We start from the raw sequence: 21,298 nt of genomic DNA, 5'->3' as shown, positions 1-21,298 counted from the left end.
CCGAGGAGCGGGCGCTCAGCTCGCGGGGTGGTCCAGCACCAGCGCCAGGTAGAAGTCGACGCGCGTGGGGAAGTCCGAGAGGTCGCGGCCGGAGATCTCCTCGATGCGCTGGATCCGGTACCGCAGCGTGTTCACGTGCACGTGCAGCTGCTTGGCGCTGCGCGACCAGGAACCCGAGGTGTCCAGGAAGACGCGCAGCGTGTGCACCAGGTCCGAGTTGTGCACGCGGTCGTACTCGGTGAGCCGGGACAACAGCCTGGCGCGGTAGGAGCGGCGCAGCTCGTCGGGGACCGAGGCCAGCAGCACCTCGTGCGAGGCCAGCTCCGCTCCGGTCGCCAGGCCGGCGCCACCGGCCGCGCCCGACCGCGCACGGCGCTGCCGCGCGAGCCGCCTGGCGTAGCCCGCCTCCTCCAGCGCTCCGCGCAGGCCCGTCACCGGGCTCACGTCGCTGAGCCCCACCGTCACCATCCGGTCACCGAGGCCCGGCTCGACCTCGGCGATGACGTCGCGCAGCCGCCCTTCGAGCGCGAGCAGGTGCTCCTCGTCGTCGGCGAACACCGCCGACGCGCCTTCGCGCAGCGGGACCGCGACCGAGGCGGCGCCGGTCGCGGCGGCGATCTCGCGAAGCAGGGCGGTGGAGGCCGCCCGGTCTCCCGCGTGCAGTTCGACCGCCCGCAGCGGCTCGCCCGCGGGCAGTCCGGCGGTCTCCAGGCGGACGGCGACCTCCGCCGGGGTCATCGCGCCGTCGAGCAGCCTGCCCAGCGCCGCCTCGACCGAGCGGCCGGCGATCTGGCGGGCCTCGTCCACCCGCGCGCGCAGCAGCGCGACGACGGTGCCGAGGTCGCCGGCGATGGCCTCCTCCTCGTCGCCCCACATCTCGCGGTCGCCGCGCACGGCCACGAACCAGCGGGCGGCGGGGGGCTCGGTGTCGGACTCGACCGGCCACACGGCGAAGCCGTGGTCGCCCACGCGGACCGCCCTGGGCAGCCGGCCGGACCTGAGCACGTCGTCGACCAGCGCGCGCCGCAGCTCCCCGGTCAGCTCCGCGGTGCCGCCGACGACCCATCCGGCGCACGAGAGCACCCAGCAGTCGGCGCCGAACTCGCCCGCGGCCATCGACAGCACCCGCTCCAGCCCCGCGCCGGAAGCCGCGGCCGAGACGAGCTCGCGCCGCGGTGCGGCTCCGCGGCGCTGCACCCGCTCGGCGAGCACGTTGAAGCTGAGGGCCAGCGGCACCTCGAACACCGGCACGCCGTGGCGCTTGCAGGCGTCGACCAGGTCGGGCGGCGCGTGGCCGAGGCGGGCGGTACCGCTGGCGAGCCCGGCGACACCGGCGTCGGCCAGCGCCGCGACGAATTGCTCGGAGGTCTGCGGTCCGGTGTGCCACACCAGCCCGCTCAGCACGAGCTCACCACCCTCGAGGTAGCGGCGGGGGTCGAGCAGGTCGGTGATGTAGACGCCGCGGACCGGGCGGTCCACGTACTCCTCGCCCGCGAGCAGCACCAGTCCCAGCTCGGGGTCGGCCAGCAGATCACGCAACAGCACCGGCGCACCCAATCGAATCGCGCGGAACACGCCCGCAGCGCGTTTGTAGGAACATACTAAGCACCCCGATCGGCACGCAGTGTTTTTCAGCACTTCCACCGCTAGTAATCACCCCAACGTCGGATGTGTACTGACTCACACCTTTGAACGGCCGTGACAGGGAGCAAAACCGTGGATTTCCTCCGCCCGGCCTCCTGGCGTGAAGCACTCGAAGCCAAGGCCACACATCCCGACGCGACGCCCATCGCGGGCGGGACCGACGTCATGGTCGAGATCAACTTCGATCACCGGCGTCCCACCACGCTGCTGGACCTCACCGGCATCGACGAGCTCGCGAGCTGGAGCGAGCACGACGGCAGGCTGCGCATCGGCGCCGGCCTGCCCTACACCAGGCTGATCAACGAGCTCGGCGACCGGCTGCCGGGCCTGGCCATCGCGTCGCGGACGGTCGGCTCGCCGCAGATCCGCAACCGCGGCACCCTCGGCGGCAACCTCGGGTCCGCATCGCCCGCCGGTGACGGCCACCCGCCGCTGCTGGCCTCCGACGCCGAGATCGAGGTGGAGTCGGTGCGCGGCACGAGGATGCTGCCGGCCGGCGAGTTCTTCACCGGCGTTAAGCGCAACGCGCTGGCCGAGGACGAGCTGATCGCCGCGGTGCACATCGCGCCCGCCACGGGCGCCCAGCAGTTCTCCAAGGTCGGTACCCGCAACGCGATGGTGATCGCCGTGTGCACCTTCGCGGTGGCGCTGCACCCCGAACAGCGCCGCGTGGGCACCGGGCTCGGCTCGGCGGCCCCGACGCCGCGCCGAGCCCTGGCGGCCGAGGAGTTCATCGCGGGCGAGCTCGACGACCTGTGGGAGTCGCCGCGTCCGCTGGCCGACTCCGTGCTGGAGCGCTTCGGCAAGCTCGTCGCCGACGCCTCCTCGCCCATCGACGACGTCCGCGGCACCGCCGACTACCGCCGTCACGCGCTGTCGGTGATGGCGCGCAGGACCCTGCAATGGGTCTGGAAGGACCACTGCTCCGGGAGGCAAGAATGCGCCTGAAGTTCACCGTCAACGGCCAGCCGCAGGAAGCCGACGACGTGTGGGAGGGCGAAAGCCTCCTCTACGTGCTGCGCGAGCGGCTCGGCCTGCCGGGTTCCAAGAACGCCTGCGAGCAGGGGGAGTGCGGTTCGTGCACCGTCTACATGGACGGGGTGCCCGCGTGCTCGTGCCTCATCGCCGCGGGTCAGGCCCAGGGGTGCGAGGTGCGCACCGTGGAGGGCCTGCACGACGGGGAGAAGCTCGACCCGGTGCAGGAGGCCTTCATCGAGGCGGGCGCCGTGCAGTGCGGCTTCTGCACGCCGGGCCTGCTGGTGCAGACCCACGACCTGATCGAGCGCAAGCCCGACCCCTCCGACGCCGAGATCCGCGAGTCGCTGGCGGGCAACCTCTGCCGTTGCACCGGCTACGAGAAGATCATGGACGCGGTGCGGCTCGCCGCGCAGCGGAAGGCCCAGCGGGCATGAGCCGAGTGGTCATCGAGGGCGGTGCCGTCGTCACGATGGACGGCGGCACCTCGGCCGGCGACGCCGCGGGGTACGGCACCGAGTACGCCGAGGGCCACGTGGTCGTGGAAGACGACCGGATCGTGGCCGTCGGGCCCGGCTCGGCGCCAGAGCAGGACGTGCCGGTGCACCGCATCGACGCCACCGGCTGCGTGGTGACGCCGGGCCTGGTCAACACCCACCACCACCTCTACCAGTGGGCGACCCGCGGCTACGCCGTGGACTCCGACCTGTTCGGCTGGCTGACCGCGCTGTACCCGGTGTGGGCGGGCATCGACGAGGAGATCACCCACGCCGCGGCGTCGTCCGGCCTGGCGTGGATGGCGCTGTCGGGCTGCACCACCGCCGCCGACCACCACTACGTCTTCCCGCGCGACGGTGGCGACGTCTTCGGCGGCGTCGTCGCCGCGGGCGAGCGGGTCGGCATCCGGCTGCACGCGGTGCGCGGGTCGATGGACCGCGGGCGGTCCCAGGGCGGGCTGCCGCCGGACTCGCTCGTCGAGGACCTCGACGAGGCGCTGGCGGGCACCGATGCGGCCATCGACCGCTTCCACGACCCCTCGCCGGGGTCGAGGGTGCGGGTCGCCGTCGGCCCGTGCTCGCCGTTCTCGGTCAGCTCGGAGCTGATGCGCCAGGCCGCCGAGCTGGCGCGCCGCCGCGGCGCGCGGCTGCACACGCACCTGGCCGAGACCGTCGACGAGGAGGAGCAGTGCCGGGCCGAGTTCGGCTGCTCCCCCGCCGAGTACGCCGAGCAGCTCGGCTGGCTCGGCCAGGACGTGTGGCTGGCCCACACCATCCACCTGTCGGACAAGGCGATCGCCCGCTTCGGCGAGACCGGCACCGGTTCGGCGCACTGCCCGAGCTCCAACGGCCGCGTCGGCGCGGGCGTGGCGCCGGTCCGCCCGCTGCTCGACGCGCGGGTCCCCGTCGGTCTGGGGGTCGACGGTGTCGCGTCGAACGAGGCAGGCGGCCTCGGGCACGAGATGCGCCAGGCGCTGCTGACCGCCCGCGCCCACTACGGCCCGACCGCGATCTCGGTGCGCGACGCGCTGTGGATGGCCACCCGCGGCGGCGCGAAGTGCCTCGGCCGCGACGCCGAGCTCGGTGCGCTCACGGCGGGCAGGCTGGCCGACATCGCGGTGTGGCGGATCGACGGACTGGGTCACGCGGGCATCGAGGACCCGGTGGCCGCGCTGGTCCTCGGGCCGCTGCCGAAGCTGGAGCGGCTGCTGTGCGGCGGCGACCCCGTGGTCCACGACGGGCACCTGACCAGGACCTTCGAGTCCGACCTCACCCACGAACTGCGGCGGGCCAGTGCCCGCATCCGCCACGAGGAGGCCCTCCGATGAGCAACCCGGCTCCTGCTCGCAGCCCCCAGGACCTCAACGACGCCATCGCGGGCGGGATCGGCGAGTCCCCGCTGCGTCCCGACGGCGCCCTGAAGGTGCGCGGCGAGTTCGCCTACTCCTCGGACCTGTGGGCCGAGGACATGCTGTGGGGCGCCACGCTGCGCAGCCCGCACCCCTACGCCCGCATCCGGTCGATCAACGTGGGTCCGGCGCTGAAGGTGCCGGGCGTCTACGCCGCGCTCACCCACGAGGACGTGCCCGGCGAAAACCTCTACGGCCTCAAGCACGCCGACCAGCCGGCGCTGGCCGAGGACGTGGTGCGCTACCGCGGCGAGGCGGTCGCGCTGGTCGCCGCCGACCACCCCGAGACCGCGCGGCGCGCGCTGGAGCGCATCGAGGTCGACTACGAGGTGCTGGAGCCGGTGACCGACGCCGAGCGCGCGGCCCACGACGACACGTTGCCGAAGCTGCACGCAGAGGGCAACGTGGTGCGGCACCAGAAGATCCTCAAGGGCGACCCGGACGCCGAGGCCGAGGTCGTGGTGTCCGGTGTCTACACGGTCGGCATGCAGGACCAGGCGTTCCTCGGCCCGGAGTCGGGGCTCGCGATCCCCGCCGAGGACGGCGGCGTCGACCTGTACCTGGCCACCCAGGACCTGCACTCCGACCTGCGCCAGACCGCGCGGGTGCTCGGTCTGCCGCCGGAGAAGGTAAGGATGACCATGTCCGGCGTCGGCGGCGCCTTCGGCGGCCGGGAGGACCTGTCCATCCAGGTCCACGTGTGCATGCTCGCGCTGCACACCGGCAAGCCGGTCAAGATGGTCTACAACCGCGAGGAGTCCTTCTACGGCCACGTGCACCGCCACCCGGCCAAGATGTACTACGAGCACGGCGCCACCCGCGACGGCAAGCTCGTCTACGTCAAGGCCAGGCAGTACTTCGACGGCGGTGCCTACGCCTCGAAGACGCCGGTCGTGGTCGGCAACGGCACCACGCTGGGCGCGGGCCCGTACGTGGTGCCCAACGTGGACATCGAGGGCTGGGGCCTCTACACGAACAACCCGCCGTGCGGCGCGATGCGCGGGCTGGGCGCGGTGCAGCCGACGTTCGCCTACGAGTCCCAGATGGACAAGCTCGCCGCCGCCCTGGACATGGACCCGGTGGACCTGCGCATCAAGAACGCGATCAGCCAGGGCGAGACCATCCCGACCGGTCAGGTGCTGGACTACCCGGCTCCGGTTGCCGAGCTGCTGGAGCGGCTGCGCCGCATCCCGCTGCCCCCGGAGAACCGCACCGAGCCGGTCGACATCCGCGACATGCCGGGCGGGGCGTCCAACACCACCCACGGCGAGGGCGTCAAGCGCGGCATCGGCTACGGCGTGACGATCAAGAACATCTGCTACGCCGAGGGCGCCGACGACTTCTCCACCGCCCGGGTGCGGCTGCAGGTCGTCGGCGGCGAGCCGATGGCGATGGTGCACACCGCCGCCGCCGAGGTCGGGCAGGGCCTGGTCACCGTGCAGCAGCAGATCGCACGCACCGAGCTCGGCGTCGAGCTGGTCAACATCCACCCGAACGACACCAGCGTCGGCCCGGCCGGGTCCAGCTCGGCCTCCCGCCAGACCTACGTCACCGGCGGCGCGGTCAAGGTCGCCTGCGAGGCGGTGCGCGACGCGCTGTTCGGGCTGGTCGCCGAGAAGTACCGGGAGAGCCCGGAGCACCTGTCGCTCACCGGCGGCAAGGTCGTCTCGTCGGCGACAGGCGTGCTGGCCGACATCGCCGAGGTGCTCGGCGACGACGTCATCGAGGAGACCCGGGAGTACCACCACCGGCAGACCTTCCCCATGGACGAGACGGGGCAGAGCTCGCAGGTGCAGGTGCAGCACGCGTTCTCCGCGCACCGCGCGGTGGTCGACGTCGACACCGACCTCGGACTGGTCAAGGTCGTGCAGCTGGACTGCGCCCAGGACGTCGGCAAGGCGGTCAACCCCGACGCGCTGGTCGGCCAGATCCACGGCGGCTCGGCCCAGGGCCTCGGGCTGGCTGTGATGGAGGAGATCAAGGTGGACGCGGGCAACATCCGCAACCCGTCCTTCACCGACTACCTGATCCCCACCATCCTCGACATGCCGCCGATGACGGTGGACGTGATCGAACGCGGCGACCCGAACGCGCCCTACGGCGTGCGCGGTGCCGGTGAGCCGCCGACCATCTCCACGACTCCCGCGGTGGTCGCGGCGATCCGCGCGGCGACCGGCAAGGAGCTGCCGCACACCCCGGTCGCGCCCGAACACATCATCTGATCCGCGAGCCGGTGGGTGCCGCTCGCGCGGCGGCACCCACCCCGCGGGAACCAAACCCGGAAGCGCAGCCGCCTTCCGGGCCGTCCCCGGCCGGGATTCCAACCGCGGAGTCCGGCCCCCGAATTGCCAGGAGAGCGAAATGACAGTGGACGTCCAGGTCGCGCGGGAAACCGACTGGATGGCCAGGGCGATCGAGCTGGCCACCCGCAGCGTCGCCGACGGCGGCGGGCCGTTCGGCGCGGTCGTGGTCAAGGACGGCGAGATCGTCGCGACCGGCCACAACCAGGTGACCACCAACCTCGACCCGACCGCGCACGCCGAGGTGGTCGCCATCCGCAACGCCTGCCAGGCGCTGGGCACGTTCAAGCTCGACGGCTGCGTGCTGGTTACCTCGTGCGAGCCCTGCCCGATGTGCATGGCCTCGGCGCTGTGGGCGCGGATGGAAAGCGTCGTCTACGCCGCCGACCGCGACGACGCCGCGGTGGCCGGCTTCGACGACCGCGCCTTCTACCAGCTGTTCAGCGACCCCGACTCGGTGTGGCCGACCCCGGTCCGCCGCATCGAGATGCCCAACCGCAACGAGGCGTTCGACGCCTGGCGGCAGAAGGAAGACCGCGTCGACTACTGACGCCTGAGGCAGTTCAACTCCAAGCGACCCGACTACCACCGGGCATCGCCGAGACGACCGGGTCGACGCGATGCCGCGCGAGCGGATCCCCACTTTCCTCCGATTCCGAGCAAAACGGTCCGCTCGAAGGCCGAGGCAAAACCTCTTCCGGCCCCTTTCTCACACATCACCAAACGCCCCACCAACATTCGGCGTTGGCTTCCGCATGCGCGAAATACCGCCGAAAAGCAGTCCGGGTGGCCTCGGAGCCCGCATCCGCTCCGAGCTCACGCGGGGGCGCCCACCGGCATGGGAGGACTCATGACCCAGCAGCTGAGCCAGGAGAGGCCAGCCGACCCGGATTCGGCCAGATCACCGGTCGACCGGTTCTTCCAGATCACCAGGCGCGGTTCCACGATGTCCCGCGAACTCCGCGGGGGTCTGACCACGTTCGTCGCGATGGCCTACATCGTGATGCTCAACCCGCTCATCCTCGGCTCGTCCGCCGACGCCACCGGCGCGGCGCTCACCAGCGAGCAGCTCACCACCGCCACCGCGGTCACCGCGGGCGTGATGACGATCCTGATGGGGATGATCGGCAACGCGCCGCTGGCGCTGGCCGCCGGCCTCGGCGTGAACGCCGTCGTCGCGTTCACCATCGCGCCCTCGATGACCTGGGCCCAGGCGTTCGGCCTGGTGGTACTCGAAGGCGTCCTGATCGTCGTCCTGGCCGTCAGCGGGATCCGCGAGAAGATCATCAACGCCATCCCGGCACCGCTCAAGACCGCGCTCACCGTCGGCATCGGTCTCTACATCGCGCTCATCGGCCTGGTCAGCGCCGGGTTCGTCACCCGAAAGCCGGACGCGGCCAACACGACCGTGCCGGTGCAGATGGGCGAGGGCGGCCACCTGCTGGGGCTGCCGATCGCGGTGTTCTGCTTCAGCCTGCTGCTGATGATCGTGCTGATGGCCCGCCGGGTCCCCGGCGCGATCCTGATCGCCATCGGGGTCAGCACGGTCCTGGCGATCGTGCTGAACGCGGCCACGGGACTGCCGGCCGACGCCTGGGGCACCATCGCCCCCGAGATGCCCGAGAGCTTCGTCGCCAGCCCCGACTTCAGCCTCTTCGGGCAGGTCGACCTCTTCGGCGGGTTCGCCTCGGCGGGCGGCATCGCGGCCACGGTCTTCCTGTTCACCCTGGTGCTCTCCGGGTTCTTCGACGCGATGGGCACCATCACCAGCGTCGGGAGCGAGGCGGGGCTGTCCCGCAACGGCAAGATCGAGGGCATGGGCCGCATCCTGGCCGTCGACGGCGTCGCCGCGGCGGCGGGCGGGCTCACCGGCTCGTCGCCGAACACGGTGTTCCTGGAGTCGGCCACCGGCGTCGCCGAGGGTGCCCGCACCGGCCTGGCCAGCGTCGTCACCGGCTTCCTGTTCTGCCTGACGCTGCTGTTCACCCCGCTGGCCGCGGTCGTGCCCGCGCAGGCCGCCGCGCCGGCGCTGGTCGTGGTCGGCGGGATGATGATGGGCCAGGCCCGCCACATCCCGTGGAACGACCCGGACTTCGTCATCCCGGCGTTCCTGACCATCGCGCTCATCCCGTTCACCTACATGATCACCAACGGCATCGGGGCCGGGCTGGTGGCCTTCAGCGTCATCAAGCTCGCCAAGGGCAAGCCCCGGGAGATCGGCTGGCTGGTCGGGATCCTCTCGCTGGTCTTCGTCGTGTACTTCGGCGTAGAAGGAATAGAAACCCTGTTCGGGGCGAAGTGATCCGGCGGCTCCGCGAGCCGCGCGCTCGCGGTGCCGCCCGGGCCTGGCCCCCACGAACCCAGGAGGCACCATGCGTGACATCGCCGAGCAGTTGCTCGAGTGGGCCGACCAGGGCGAGCGCTTCGCGGTCGCCTCGGTCGTCGGGGTGCGGGGCAGCGCGCCCCGGGGACCCGGCGCGGCCATGGCGGTGCGATCCGACGGTGCCGTCCTGGGCAGTCTTTCCGGTGGCTGCATCGAGGGATCGGTGCACCACGCGGCCCTGGCGTCGCTGGGCACCGGCAACCCCGTCCTGCACAGCTACGACTACGACCCGGACGACCCGTTCGCGGTGGGGCTGACCTGCGGCGGCGAGATCGACGTGCACATCCAGCCGGTCGACCCGCGCCGCGACAGCGCGCTGCTGGCCGCCCTGCGGGCCGCGGTCGCCGACGAGCCGGTGGCGCTGGTCCGGGTGCTGGCCACCGGCGCGACGGTCGCGGTGTGGGCCGACCGCAGCGCGGGCTCGACCGCCGACCCCGACCTCGACCACCGGGTGCTGAGCGAGGCGCGGGCGATGCTCGCCCAGGACGTCACCGGGCGCCGCGAGGTCTGCCAGCCCACGCCCTCGGGCGGCACCCTGGACCACGACGTGTTCTTCGAGTCCTGGACGAAGCCGCCGCGGATGCTCGTGTTCGGCGCCATCGACTACGCCGCCGCGCTCGCCCGGCAGGGCAAGTTCCTCGGCTACCACGTGACGGTCTGCGACGCCCGCACGATCTTCGCCACGCCCGTCCGGTTCCCCGACGCCGACGAGGTGGTGGTGCAGTGGCCGCACAAGTACCTGGCCGACTGCGACGTGGACGGGCGCACGGTCATCTGCGTGCTCACCCACGACGCGAAGTTCGACGTCCCGGTTCTGGAGGAGGCGCTGCGCGGCCCGGCGGCCTACGTCGGCGCGCTCGGATCGCGCCGCACCCACGCGGACCGGCTGCGCAGGCTGCGGGAGGCGGGGCTGACCGAGGCCGAGCTGGCCCGGCTGCGCTCCCCCATCGGCCTCGACCTGCGCGCGAGCACCCCCGCCGAGACCGCCGTCTCCATAGCGGCCGAGATCATCGCCCTGCGGTCCGGGGCCAGCACCGCCCCGCTGACCAGCACCGACGGCCCCATCCACGCCCATGGCTGAGGGGGTCGCGGGCGTGGTGCTCGCCGCCGGGGCGGGCCGCCGCTTCGGCATGCCCAAGGCGCTGGTCGAACACCGCGGCGAGCTGTTCGTGGAACGCGCGGCACGCGTGCTCGCCGAAGGCGGGTGCGCGCCGGTCGTGGTGGTCCTCGGCGCGGCCGCCGACACCGTCCAGGAGCGGGCGGACCTGACCGGCGTCACGGTCGTGGTCAACCCGGACTGGTCCACCGGCATGGGGTCGTCCCTGCGCGTCGCGCTCGACGCGCTGGCCAGGACGACCTCGGCCGACTCCGTCTCCGCAGCGCTGATAACGCCGGTCGACATGCCGGGAATCGGCCCGTCAGCGGTGCGGCGCGTCGCCGCCCACGCGAGTCACGCCCGTCTCGCCGCGGCGACGCACCAAGGGCGCCGGAGCCACCCCGTGCTCCTCGGCCGCGACCACTGGTCCGGTGCGAGCGAGTCCGCGGCCGGTGACTCCGGCGCCCGCCAGTACCTGCGCGACCACGAGGTGACCCTCGTGACCTGCGACGACGTTTCGGAGGGCTACGACATCGACCGCCCGGAGGACCTGGAGGAGCCATAGGCCGTAAAGTCGGGCCCTCAACGCGTGTAGTGACCGATGCACCGCCGGGATCGTCGAAGCACCGCGGCACGGGGTCCCGGCTGCGACGTCGCACGACCGCCGAGAACGCCGGACGCGGAGGCAACATGGCAACGGGACACATCACCGCCAACTACGTACCGGATGGCGACGACTGGTCCATCACGGTCAGCACGGACCGGGAACGCAAGACCGCGAGCGCGCCCGGGCTCATCGCCGCCAGGGACAAGGCCGACCAGCTCATCGAGCACCTCGCCCCCAACTCGCACGGACGCGTGGTGATACACCTGCTCGACGGCGACGGGTTCGCCTTCAGCACCGCCTACCTCCAGGCCAGGCACGGACTCTCGGACGAGGCGACCCGGCAGGCGGCGGCCGCCGCCGACGGCGCGCAGCGCCGCTCGCGCAGCCGCGCGGCCCGGTGATCGGGGCCGCGCCCGCGACGCCTGCGGCCGGGGGAACCGAATGGCGCAAAACACGCCCGATCGGGGTTCTGTCTCTAAGATGTCAGCCGTGAACGCGCCCATGAGCAGTGCACGCGACGAGCAGCCGGGTGTCCCCCGGATGGGGTCGGCCCGGCAGGTCGCCGCCGGACGGGGCAGGCCGCGCGACGCCAGCCGCGACGCGGCGCTGCGGCAGGCCGCCATGGAGGTGCTGGCCCAGGTCGGCTACCGGGCGCTGACGATGGACGCGGTGGCCGCGCACGCCCGCGCGGGCAAGGCCACCATCTACCGGCGCTGGGAGTCCAAGCTCGACCTGGTCATCGACACCTGCAACCAGCTCGTGCAGCGCAACATCCCCGAACCCGACCAGGGTTCGGTCGAAGCCGACCTCGGCGAGTTCCTCACCGCGTTCGCGACGTTCCTCACCGGCCCGGTGGGCAAGGCCGCGCAGGCGCTGGTCGGCGAGCTGCCGCACGAGCCGGAGCTGGCCCACGCGTTCCGCGAGTCGTTCCTGCTGCCGCAGCGCGACGTGCTGCGGCGCATCATCGAGCGGGGCGTGCGCCGCGGCGAGATCCGCGCGGACGCGCCGGTGGACACCGTCGTGGAGCTGGCGGGCGCGGGGCTGATGTACCGCCTGATGCTCATCGAGGAGCCGCTGGACGCCCGCTTCGTCGACCGGATACTGCACGAGGCCCTGCTCCCGCTGCTGCGCTGAGCCGGCGCGGGCCTGCTCGGGGCCGTTGCGGGCTGGGGCCGTTGTCGGCTGGGTGCCGCGGCTGTCGTGGCCTGGCCCTGCCGAGTCCTGGTTTCGCTGTGGCTCTCGAGCCGCCGGCGCCGCCCCTCCCCGGCTGTCCGTCTTGGCCGGGTGTTCAGACCGGGGCCGGGACGCGGTCGTGAGTGCGGGCGAGGGTTCGACTTCGCCGCCGGCACTCACGACCGGGTTCAGCGGAAAAGCCTGCGCACCACGACGATGGTGACCAGGGCGCCGACGCCGATCAGGGCGTAGCGCACCCTCGGGTCGTTCAGCTTCTCCTGCATGCTGGCCTTGCCGGACTCGACGAAGCGCTTCGGGTTCGCCTTCGTGCCCAGCTCGTCCAGGGTTGCGGCCAGCGCGTCGCGCGCCTGCTCGATGTCGCGCTGGATGGCGTCGGGATCACGTGCCACGTGTCCTCCTCAGTTTCACCGGCTGGTGACACGGTAGATCACCCCTCCGGCCGGCTCCCACCGGCCGCCAGCCGTGTCGCCGACCGCACACCTGTCGGGGTCGCGCCCGGCCACCAGCTAGGCTGTGCCACAGCGGGGGCCGTAGCCCAATTGGCAGAGGCACTAGGTTTAGGTCCTAGCCAGTGAGGGTTCGAGTCCCTCCGGCCCCACCACGTCACCCGGTATCGACGCCAGCCGCCGCCCTCGCTCGAATCCGCGGATGTCCTCTGTCCTGCGCGTCTCGGCAGGCACCGGTCGGCGCTTCCCGCCGGTGCCGGAGTGGCCCTTCGAACCCGCTCCGGATTGGCCCTTCTCCGATGCCACTCAGCGGTGGAACCTCAAGGGAAGTCGGCTGCTGTTCCCCAGCCACCGGAGAGGAAGCCCCATGTTCACCGGCCTGAGCGCCTTTCCCCTCACGCCCACCGATGAGAGCGGTGTCGACGAGAAGGCGTTCGCCGGGCTCGTCGCCCGGCTCGCCGAGGCGGGTGTCGACTCGATCGGTGCGCTCGGCTCGACCGGTGGCTACGCCTACCTCACCCGCGAGGAACGCGCTCGCGCCGCAAGGACCGCTGTCGACGCCGCGGGCGGCGTGCCCGTCGTGGTCGGCATCGGCGCCCTGCGCACGTCGCAGGTCCGCGCCCTCGCCGAGGACGCCCAGCAGGCGGGCGCATCCGCGCTGTTGCTCGCCCCGGTCTCCTACCAGCCGCTCACCGACGACGAGGTTTTCGGGCTGTACGAGGACATCTCGCGCGAGGTGTCCGTTCCGCTGTGCGTGTACGACAACCCGGGCACGACGCACTTCACGTTCAGCGACGAGCTGCACGGCCGCATCGCAGCGCTGCCGAACATCGGCGCGGTGAAGATCCCCGGAATCCCCGCAGACCAGGCGCCCGACCGGATCGCAGCGCTGCGCAGCACGCTGCCCGGACACGCCGCGATCGGCGTGAGCGGCGACGCGTTCGCCGCCGGGGGCCTCAGCGCGGGCGCGGACCTTTGGTTCAGCGTCATCGGCGGTCTGCTGCCGCAGCAGTGCCTGGCCATCACCCGCGCCGCGGCCGACGGCGACGCCGACCGGGCCACCGCCCTGTCCGAGCGCATGGAACCGCTCTGGGCGCTGTTCCGCCGCTACGGCAGCCAGCGCGTGACCTCCGCCGCCGCGGAACACCTCGGTCTGGTCTCCCACCCGAACCTTCCCAAGCCGCTGCGCGGTCTCGACGCGGCAGCCCGGCGGGAGGTGGCCGACGCGCTCGAGGCGCTGTGACCGCACCCCACCCGTGATCCGACGACTCCATCACCGCGTCGGTGTGCTGGCTCAACCCGGGTTGAGCGCAAGCGCTCCGGAACGTCGCGCCCGGTTCCTGGCGCGGCGGGCCGAAGGCTGAGCCGGTTCGCTCAGCGGCTCCCTGACGCCGAGTGTCCATAGAGGAACGTCCGCACGCCGGCCCGGACCGCGGCATCGACTTCGTCGTCCCCGCCGGTCGACGTGCCGGTGAGCAGACCACGCGTGGCGGCCGTTCCCGTGGTCAGCAGCAGGAAGTGCTCCGCCGCCCGGTCGGGGTCGTCGATGTGCAGCAGTCCGCGTCGGCCGAGCTCGCCGATCCCGCGCGCCAGCGCGCGGTGCACCCGCACGGGGCCGACCTCCTGCCAGGCGCCGACGAGCCCAGGCGGCAGGTGCACCTCCTCCTCCCGCATCTGACGCACCATCGCGAAGTGCGAGGCGTTCTCGGCCTTCGCCGAAACCCACGCACGTGCGAGGCCGGTGAACGCGGCCTCGACGTCGCCGACGGCGCCGAGGTGGTGGTCGACGAGCCCGGCGAGCGCTTCGGCGACCCGCGCCGCGCTGTCGCGCACGATGACGGAGAACAGCTCCGCCTTGCCACCGAAGTGGTTGTAGATGGTGCGCGTGGACACCGCCGCCAGCGCGGCGATCGCGTCGATGCTTGCCCGCTGGTAGCCGTGCGCGGCGAACGTGCTCCGCGCCGCCTCGAGAATGGCTTCGCGCTTGGCCAGCAGCCCGCGCGGCCGGCCTCCCGCCGTCTGCGTCATACCCGACATCGTCGCACCCGGTGAGCGAGGTGCAATATTCGTTTTACTTGTTTGCAGTGATCGTTGTACTTTGCTCCCGAGACGACGACTTCCACCGACTGCGAGGACGACCATGCGCACGACCTCTTTGGGCACGACCGGCCCCGCTGTTCCCGTGCAGGGCCTCGGCTGCATGCGACTGCTGCGGCCGGCCGCGCCATCCGCGCCGGACGACGAGGCGGATGCGTTCGCGCTGGTGAACAGGGCTCTGGACCTGGGCGTCACGTTCCTGGACACAGCCGACCTGTACGGCGACGGCTACAACGAGGAACTCGTCGGCCGCGCCATCCGGCACCGCCGCGACGAGGTGGTCCTCGGCACGAAGTTCGGAGCCGTCCGCAACCCCGACGACTCATTCAGCACGCGCGGGGACGCCGCGTACGCGCGAGCGGCCTGCGAGGCCAGCCTGCGGCGGCTCGGCACCGACGTCATCGACCTCTACTACCTGCACCGGCGCGACCCCGCGGTGCCGATCGAGGAGTCCGTCGGTGCGATGGCGGACCTGGTGGCCGAGGGCAAGGTCCGCCACCTCGGGCTTTCCGAGGTGACCGCCGAGGAGCTGCGCGCCGCGCACGCGGTGCACCCGATCGCCGCCCTGCAGAACGAGTGGTCGCTGTGCCGGCGGGAGATCGAGGCCGTTGTCCCGACCTGCGTCGAACTCGGCGTGGGCGTGGTGCCGTACTGCCCGCACGGGCGCGGACTCCTGCTGCCGGGCGCGAAGCACCAGGCGCAGCGGCTCGGCGAGATCGCCGCGGAACTCGCGGCGCTACCGGCCGCGCTGCGGGAAATCGCCGACGAGCACGGCGTCCGGCCGGGGCAGGTCGCGCTGGCCTGGGTGCAGCAGCGCGCCGTCGAGTGGGGCCTGCCGGTCGTTCCCATCCCCGGCACCACCCGGCAACGGCATCTGGAGGAGAACATCGCGGCCGTCGGCATCGTGCTGAGCGCGGAACAGCTCGCGAGGCTCGACATCCGTGTTGGGGAGGCCGCCTGAGCAGAGACCACACGCGTGCCCGAATGCCGCTACGCCCTGGAATGTCGGGAGGTCCTGCAAAGCTGCCGCCATGAGCAACTTCCCGGACACGGGCGCCCACTTGTCGCAGACGTGGGCCGGTGGCGTCCGTCACGAGCCTCCGCTCGTCGCCGACGAGGTCACGACGCTGACGTCCTTCCTCGACTGGCATCGCCGGACTCTGGAGCTCAAGTGCGCGGAGCTGTCCGCGCGGCAGCTCGCAGACAAGGCCGTGGCGCCGTCCGCGCTGAGCCTGCACGGACTCGTCCGGCACCTGGCCGGGGTCGAGCGGTGGTGGTTCCGCATCCAGTTCCGGGGAGAGGACCTGCCGATGCTGTACTACTCCGACGACGACCCGGACCAGGACTTCGAGTCGCTGGACGGGGATTTCGCCGAGGCGCTGGCGACCTGGCGGGCCGAGTGCGAAGCCTCCCGCGAGATCGTGGCCGAGGCCGCCTCACTGGACGAGACGGGCACCCGCAGGTCCACCGGGGAACCGATCTCGCTGCGGTGGGTGCTGGTGAACCTGATCGCCGAGTACGCCAGGCACAACGGCCACGCGGACCTGCTTCGCGAACGGCTCGATGGAGCGACCGGGCACTAAGCCGACCAGTCGGTGCGCCCGGGCGCCTGCGCGACCGCGCCCGCACCGGCAAGCGTCAGCGCGACCGCACCCTCACTGCCAAGCACCAGCACCCGGCACTCGGCGACACCGCTACGCCGCTACGCCGCTACGCCGGTCGGCAGTGTCACCACGCGATTCCGGTGCCGGCCCCGGTCGGTCACTGCTCGAACAGCCTGCGCAGAACGGGACGCGCCGACGCTTCCGGGTCGCCGTTGGCGCTCTCCGACAACGCTCCGCTGATCCACAACGAGGCGAAGCCGTGGACGAGCGACCACGCGGCGAGTTCCGTCGTGCGCTCGTGCTCCCCCTGCACCTGCCGGACGCCCTCCTCCAGGACGTGGCCCGCCCGGTCCCGCGCGGCGGTGACCCTGGGGTCGTCGGTGCGGTAGAGATCCGGCTGGAACATGACCTCGAAGTGCGCCCGGTGGTCGACGGCGAAGCGCACGTACGCGAGGCCCACGTCGACGAAGTCGTCGCCGGCGTCGGCCAGGGCGTCGGCGAGCAGCCCGAAACCTTCGGCCGCGAGGTCGGTGAGCAGGCCGGTCTTGTCGCCGAAGTGGTGCGCCGGCGCGGCGTGCGAGACGCCCGCCCTGCGAGCCAGCTCGCGCAGGCTCCAGCTGGCGGGTCCGGACTCGGCGATCGCCGCCGCAGCGGCGTCGAGGATCGTTCGACGCAGGTCGCCGTGGTGATAGCTGATGGCCGCCACCTCATCTCGCCGTCGGTGAGGCGCCAATCCTGACACCGCGAACTAGCCACCGACAAGACCAGCCATCCGGTCGGGCCACTGGACCTCTGGACGCCCGCCTGACGAGCCGCCGCCAGTCGACATCTCCGAGCGCGGGTCGACGGGGGCTACGCGAGCATTGCCGTCACGCTGCCCGCACCAGGGCGACCAACGGGATGACACGATCCGCCCGGCGGCGGAACTCCGCGAAACCCGGCTCGATCTCCACCTGCCGCCGCCACAGCTCATCGTGCTCGCCGGGCTCCACCGACTCAGCCCGCGCTTCGTAGCGGTCACCGCCGAGCTCGACTGTCACTAGTGGATTCGCGACGAGGTTGTGATACCAGGCGGGACTTTTCGCCGCACCGCCATTCGAAGCGAAAACGACCAGCCGGTCCCCGTCCGGGAGGTAGAGCACGGGAGTCGTGCGCGACACACCACTGCGAACGCCGGTCGTCGTGAGCAGCAGGAGGTTCTTGGCCTCGAACTCACCACCCACCCGGCCATCGTTGGCTCTGAACTCCTCGATGACCCGCTCGTTGAACGCATTACCCATACTCTCGCCTTCCCCCACGCCCCCGGAGCGCTCACCAATCGAGCGCGAACCTACGACCTGACACCAGTGGCAAGGTCAAGGAAACCCTCACGATGACGGGGCCCTGCGATCAACCGGCTGCCCCGCACAAAGCCGATACACCCCAGCGAGTCGAGACGGGCAACGTTCCGCGCACGGAGTTCCGTGCCCGCCCTGACCCAACACACCGACCGCATTCCACAGCACGCACCCGACACACCGTCAGCGAGTCGCTGCACACCCCACACCTGCAACCGAGCTACACCGTCACCGACACACCGCCAGCGAGTCCGCACCCAACACGCCGACGCTTCGGACAGCACCCGACACACCGACCGCAAGGCAGGCCCCTCCCGACACACGGCGGCTCGGGAACGCGCCAAGCCCGCTCACACCAAGTGGCGAGGCACCCGACACACCACTGGCGAGTCCGCACCACACGCCGATGGCGAGTCGCGACACCCCCGTCCCCCTGCCGAATCGCAGCAAGGCCAACAAACCGACGGCGAGCCCGCGCCCAACACACCGACGGCGAGTCGGCAAGCCCCGAGTCGGCCAGCCCCCGGCCCCGGACCCGGCCAAACCCCACCTCGCCGGTTCGGCCCCTTCCACCTGGTCCGTGTCGGCACTATATTCCGAACAACTTTCACGTTTGGGGTGATCGGCATGACGGTTCCGAGCTTTCCCGAGGGCTTCGTCTGGGGCGTCTCGACCTCGGCGTTCCAGATCGAGGGCGCGACCGCCGAAGGCGGCCGGGGACCGTCCGTCTGGGACACCTTCACCGCCACCCCCGGCAAGGTCGCGCGCGGGGAGGACGCGCGGGTGACCGCCGACCACTACCACCGCTACGCCGAGGACGTCGCGCTGATGTCGCAGCTCGGGGTCGACGCCTACCGGATGTCCTTCGCCTGGCCTCGCATCCAGCCGACCGGTTCCGGCCCCGCCAACGCCGAGGGCCTGGCGTTCTACGACCGCCTGCTCGACGCCGTCTGCGAAGCGGGCATCGACCCTGTCGGCACCCTCTACCACTGGGACACCCCGCAGGCGCTGGAAGACGCGGGCGGCTGGCTCAGCCGCGACACCGCCGCCCGGTTCGCCGACTACGCCGCGCTCGTCGGCGAGCGCTTCGCGGACCGGGTGAAGATGTGGATCCCGCTCAACGAGCCCATGGTCATGTCGATCTTCGGCTACGGCATCGGCGAGTACGCGCCGGGCCGGGCGCTGCTGCTCGACGCGCTGCCGACCGCGCACCACCAGCTCCTGGCGCACGGCCTGGCGGTGTCCGCCCTCCGCGCCGCGGGCGCCGCAAGCATCGGCACCGCGAACAACCACAGCCCGATCTGGGGCGAGGGCGAAGGCGAGGCGGCCGCGTTCCTCGACGCGCTGATCAATCGCCTGTTCGCCGACCCGATCCTGCTCGGCAGCTACCCGGAGGTGCTGCACGGCCGGCTGCCGGACGGCTTCGCCGACGACCTGCCGGTCATCGCCGCTCCGCTGGACTTCTACGGCGTCAACTACTACGAGCCGATGGCCGCGACCACACCGACCGCACCGGGCCCGCTGCCCTTCGAACTGCGACCGGTCGAGGGCTACCCGATGACCACGAACGACTCGCCCGTGGTCCCGGACGCGCTCCGCGAGCTGCTCGTGACCATGCACGAGCGCTACCCGGGGATGCCTCCGGTGCACATCACCGAGAACGGGTGCAGCTTCGACGGCATCCACGACCGGGAACGCATCGACTTCCTCACCGGGCACCTCACCGCACTGCGGGAAGCCATGGACGCCGGCGTCGACGTGCGCGGCTACTTCTTCTGGTCGCTCATCGACAACTTCGAGTGGTCGAAGGGATACGCGCCCCGGTTCGGGCTCGTCCACATCGACTACGACACCCTCGCCCGGACCCCGAAGGACTCCTTCCACTGGTACCGCGACCTGATCAAGCGGTCGCGATGAGCACCGACGCGCTGGCCGAGCCCCGCACGCCGGTGCGGGCGGGCTGGACGGCGCTGCTGTTCGTGGCGAACCTCGGCCTGTGGCTGGCGTTCTACGCGCCCATCCAGGTGTTGCTGCCGCAGCATTCGGAGACACTGGCCCCCGCCGACAAGGAGGTCGTCTTCGGCGTGGTCACCGGGATCGGCGCCGCCGTGTCGGTCGTGGCCAACCCGCTGGCGGGCATGCTGTCCGACCGCACGACCTCCCGCTTCGGCCGCAGGCACCCGTGGACGCTGGGCGGCGCGGTGGCGGGCGCCGCGGGGCTCGCGGTGCTGGCCGCCGCGACCGACGTGGTGGTCATGACGATCGGCTGGAGCCTGGTGCAGGCCGGTCTGAACGCGATGCTGGCGAGCCTGGTCTCCGCACTGCCCGACCGGGTTCCGGTGCCGCAGCGCGCCCGCATCGGCGGGCTGGTCGGGATCAGCCAGATGCTCGGCACCGTCGCCGGCACACTTGTGGTCACGCTGCTGATCAGCGGCTTGGCCTCCGGTTACGTGACGTGCGCGCTGCTGGTCCTGCTGGCGGCAGCTCTGTTCGTGGCCTTCACGCCCGACGCCGTGCTGTGCGCGAAGCCCGAGGGCGGCGTCGTCGCGGCGCTGCGGCGGATGCGGGTGTCACCGCGCGAACACCCCGACTTCGCGTGGGGCTGGGGCTGCCACTTCATGATCAACCTGGGCAACGGCTTCGGGACCCTCTACCTGCTGTTCTTCCTCGGCGACGCCGTGCGCCACCCCGATCCGGAGACCGGGCTGCTGGTGCTGATGGGCCTTTACGGCGCGGCGCTGACCGCCGGAGCAGTGCTGGCCGGCGCGATATCCGACCGGTCGGGCCGGCGCAAGCCCTACGTGCTGCTCTCCTGCGCGCTGATGGCCGTGGCGGCGCTGTTGCTCGCGGTGTGGCCGACGTGGGCGGCGGCGCTGATGGCCGCGCCGCTGCTGGGCGCGGGTTTCGGCATCTACTGGGCGGTCGCGCTGGCGTTGCTGACCCAGGTGCTGCCCGCGGCGGCGAACCGCGCGAAGGACCTCGGCGTGGTCAACATCGCCAACTCGCTGCCGCAGGTCGTCGCGCCGGCGCTGGCGACCCCGATCCTGGCCCACCTCGGCGGGTACGCGGGCCTGTTCACCGCGTCCGCCCTGGCCACGGTAGTTGCGGGCGCGCTTGTCACCCGGGTCCGCGGCGTGGCCTGACCAGCGGGGGCACAGGGGGGCGGGACCAGCGACCCCGCCGGCCGACCAGCCGGAGCACCTGATGCTCGGTCAGGCCCGCGGCTGCCCGCCACTACTCCTGCAGGACCGCCAGGACGTTGCCCGCGGGGTCGCGGAACCAGGCGATGTCCGGACCCATCTGCTTGGCCTTCCCCCGGAGGACGCCCTTGTCGTCGGCGCCGAAGTCGTCGTAGTGCTCGAAGCGCACTCCCCGCCTGGTCAGCTCGTCGACCGCCTCGTCGATGTCGTCGACCGGGAAGTTGAGGACCGTGAACGAGGCCGGGGTGTGCTGCTCGCCCTTCGGGTAGACCAGGACCGGCCGCTCCCCGGCGATGTGCAGGGTGAGCATGCCGTGCTCCTCGGTCACGCGCAGCCCGAGGACGTCGCTGTAGAACTGCTTGGCCCTGGGCACGTCGTCGACGGAGAACCCGCTGAATGCCTTGGTTTCGGTGAACATCTGCGCCTCCGCTTCACGCTTCGCGCTCGGCGAGGCGTTGCTCGTCGAGCCGGACGCTCGTGGAACTCGAGGATGACCGCCGTCGGGTCCG

21 protein-coding genes and 1 tRNA gene are annotated in these 21,298 nt (G+C 71.9%); 16 read left to right on the top strand and 6 right to left on the bottom strand.

The annotated features are described in order from the left end of the window. Positions 1–15 precede the first annotated feature (15 nt). Positions 16–1,545 carry a PucR family transcriptional regulator gene (locus SACE_RS06175; RefSeq protein WP_011873309.1) on the bottom strand — a complete coding sequence of 510 codons (1,530 nt, stop codon included), beginning with the start codon at positions 1,543–1,545 and terminating at the stop codon, positions 16–18. A 171-nt stretch (positions 1,546–1,716) separates the two neighbouring features. Between SACE_RS06175 and SACE_RS06170 the strand changes: the two genes are divergently transcribed. The 10 genes from SACE_RS06170 to SACE_RS06125 all read left to right on the top strand — a co-directional run bounded on the left by SACE_RS06170 (position 1,717) and on the right by SACE_RS06125 (position 12,045). After that, on the top strand, positions 1,717–2,592 hold the full coding sequence (locus tag SACE_RS06170) for an FAD binding domain-containing protein (protein WP_009945395.1): 876 nt from the start codon (positions 1,717–1,719) through the stop codon (positions 2,590–2,592). After that, complete coding sequence (locus tag SACE_RS06165) at positions 2,583–3,056, top strand: (2Fe-2S)-binding protein (protein WP_009945397.1); 474 nt, start codon at positions 2,583–2,585, stop codon at positions 3,054–3,056. Before SACE_RS06170 ends, SACE_RS06165 begins: the two co-directional genes overlap by 10 nt. Next, a complete protein-coding gene (locus SACE_RS06160) occupies positions 3,053–4,444 on the top strand; it encodes an 8-oxoguanine deaminase (RefSeq protein ID WP_011873308.1) in 1,392 nt (463 codons plus the stop codon). The genes SACE_RS06165 and SACE_RS06160 overlap by 4 nt, the downstream gene beginning before the upstream one ends. Then, positions 4,441–6,747, top strand: a complete 2,307-nt coding sequence (gene pucD, locus SACE_RS06155; protein ID WP_009945399.1) for a xanthine dehydrogenase subunit D — start codon at positions 4,441–4,443, stop codon at positions 6,745–6,747. Before SACE_RS06160 ends, pucD begins: the two co-directional genes overlap by 4 nt. A 139-nt stretch (positions 6,748–6,886) precedes the next feature. Continuing rightward, on the top strand, positions 6,887–7,375 hold the full coding sequence (locus tag SACE_RS06150; RefSeq protein ID WP_011873307.1) for a nucleoside deaminase: 489 nt from the start codon (positions 6,887–6,889) through the stop codon (positions 7,373–7,375). Positions 7,376–7,675: 300 nt separating this feature from the next. Beyond that, positions 7,676–9,127, top strand: coding sequence for an NCS2 family permease (locus SACE_RS06145; RefSeq protein WP_009945402.1), 1,452 nt, complete (start codon positions 7,676–7,678; stop codon positions 9,125–9,127). Positions 9,128–9,197: 70 nt separating this feature from the next. Then, on the top strand, positions 9,198–10,289 hold the full coding sequence (locus SACE_RS06140) for an XdhC family protein (protein WP_009945403.1): 1,092 nt from the start codon (positions 9,198–9,200) through the stop codon (positions 10,287–10,289). Next, on the top strand, positions 10,282–10,869 hold the full coding sequence (locus SACE_RS06135; RefSeq protein ID WP_011873305.1) for a nucleotidyltransferase family protein: 588 nt from the start codon (positions 10,282–10,284) through the stop codon (positions 10,867–10,869). The genes SACE_RS06140 and SACE_RS06135 overlap by 8 nt, the downstream gene beginning before the upstream one ends. Positions 10,870–10,994: 125 nt before the next feature. Further along, entirely contained in the window at positions 10,995–11,312 is a 318-nt protein-coding gene (locus SACE_RS06130; RefSeq protein ID WP_011873304.1) for a hypothetical protein, read from the top strand. A gap of 79 nt (positions 11,313–11,391) precedes the next feature. Further along, on the top strand, positions 11,392–12,045 hold the full coding sequence (locus SACE_RS06125) for a TetR/AcrR family transcriptional regulator (protein WP_231849933.1): 654 nt from the start codon (positions 11,392–11,394) through the stop codon (positions 12,043–12,045). 227 nt (positions 12,046–12,272) lie between these two features. On the opposite strand, the gene SACE_RS06120 is transcribed toward SACE_RS06125, so the two are convergent. Further along, positions 12,273–12,494 (bottom strand): DUF3618 domain-containing protein, encoded by a 222-nt coding sequence (locus tag SACE_RS06120; RefSeq protein WP_009945408.1) that lies wholly within the window; start codon positions 12,492–12,494, stop codon positions 12,273–12,275. 135 nt (positions 12,495–12,629) lie between these two features. On the opposite strand from SACE_RS06120, the gene SACE_RS06115 reads away from it, so the two are divergent. Together SACE_RS06115 and SACE_RS06110 are read left to right on the top strand one after the other, a co-directional pair. Further along, positions 12,630–12,706, top strand: a tRNA-Leu gene (locus tag SACE_RS06115). Between the two features lie 212 nt (positions 12,707–12,918). After that, positions 12,919–13,794 (top strand): dihydrodipicolinate synthase family protein, encoded by an 876-nt coding sequence (locus SACE_RS06110; protein WP_009945409.1) that lies wholly within the window; start codon positions 12,919–12,921, stop codon positions 13,792–13,794. Between the two features lie 131 nt (positions 13,795–13,925). On the opposite strand, the gene SACE_RS06105 is transcribed toward SACE_RS06110, so the two are convergent. Continuing rightward, positions 13,926–14,579, bottom strand: coding sequence for a TetR/AcrR family transcriptional regulator (locus SACE_RS06105; RefSeq protein ID WP_009945410.1), 654 nt, complete (start codon positions 14,577–14,579; stop codon positions 13,926–13,928). 112 nt (positions 14,580–14,691) lie between these two features. Between SACE_RS06105 and SACE_RS06100 the strand changes: the two genes are divergently transcribed. Together SACE_RS06100 and SACE_RS06095 are read left to right on the top strand one after the other, a co-directional pair. Continuing rightward, positions 14,692–15,609, top strand: a complete 918-nt coding sequence (locus tag SACE_RS06100; RefSeq protein ID WP_029621515.1) for an aldo/keto reductase — start codon at positions 14,692–14,694, stop codon at positions 15,607–15,609. Between the two features lie 70 nt (positions 15,610–15,679). Further along, complete coding sequence (locus tag SACE_RS06095; protein WP_009945413.1) at positions 15,680–16,231, top strand: DinB family protein; 552 nt, start codon at positions 15,680–15,682, stop codon at positions 16,229–16,231. A gap of 178 nt (positions 16,232–16,409) precedes the next feature. Here SACE_RS06095 and SACE_RS06090 read toward each other — a convergent pair whose 3' ends face one another. Continuing rightward, positions 16,410–16,958, bottom strand: a complete 549-nt coding sequence (locus tag SACE_RS06090) for a TetR/AcrR family transcriptional regulator (RefSeq protein WP_009945414.1) — start codon at positions 16,956–16,958, stop codon at positions 16,410–16,412. A 163-nt stretch (positions 16,959–17,121) separates the two neighbouring features. Further along, positions 17,122–17,550: a nitroreductase family deazaflavin-dependent oxidoreductase gene (locus tag SACE_RS06085; RefSeq protein WP_425328976.1), complete on the bottom strand. Its 429-nt coding sequence runs from the start codon at positions 17,548–17,550 to the stop codon at positions 17,122–17,124. Between the two features lie 666 nt (positions 17,551–18,216). Here SACE_RS06085 and SACE_RS06080 point away from each other — a divergent pair. Both SACE_RS06080 and SACE_RS06075 read left to right on the top strand, forming a co-directional pair. Further along, positions 18,217–19,506, top strand: a complete 1,290-nt coding sequence (locus tag SACE_RS06080) for a GH1 family beta-glucosidase (RefSeq protein WP_011873300.1) — start codon at positions 18,217–18,219, stop codon at positions 19,504–19,506. Then, positions 19,503–20,732: an MFS transporter gene (locus SACE_RS06075; protein ID WP_009945417.1), complete on the top strand. Its 1,230-nt coding sequence runs from the start codon at positions 19,503–19,505 to the stop codon at positions 20,730–20,732. The genes SACE_RS06080 and SACE_RS06075 overlap by 4 nt, the downstream gene beginning before the upstream one ends. 91 nt (positions 20,733–20,823) lie before the next feature. Here SACE_RS06075 and SACE_RS06070 read toward each other — a convergent pair whose 3' ends face one another. After that, a complete protein-coding gene (locus SACE_RS06070; protein WP_009945418.1) occupies positions 20,824–21,207 on the bottom strand; it encodes a VOC family protein in 384 nt (127 codons plus the stop codon). Between the last annotated feature and the right edge of the window lie 91 nt (positions 21,208–21,298).

It is taken from the genome of Saccharopolyspora erythraea NRRL 2338, from assembly GCF_000062885.1.
Classification (GTDB): Bacteria; Actinomycetota; Actinomycetes; order Mycobacteriales; family Pseudonocardiaceae; genus Saccharopolyspora_D; species Saccharopolyspora_D erythraea.
The sequence above is the reverse complement of the archived record's forward strand: the minus strand, read 5'-3'. Positions and strand labels throughout refer to the sequence as shown.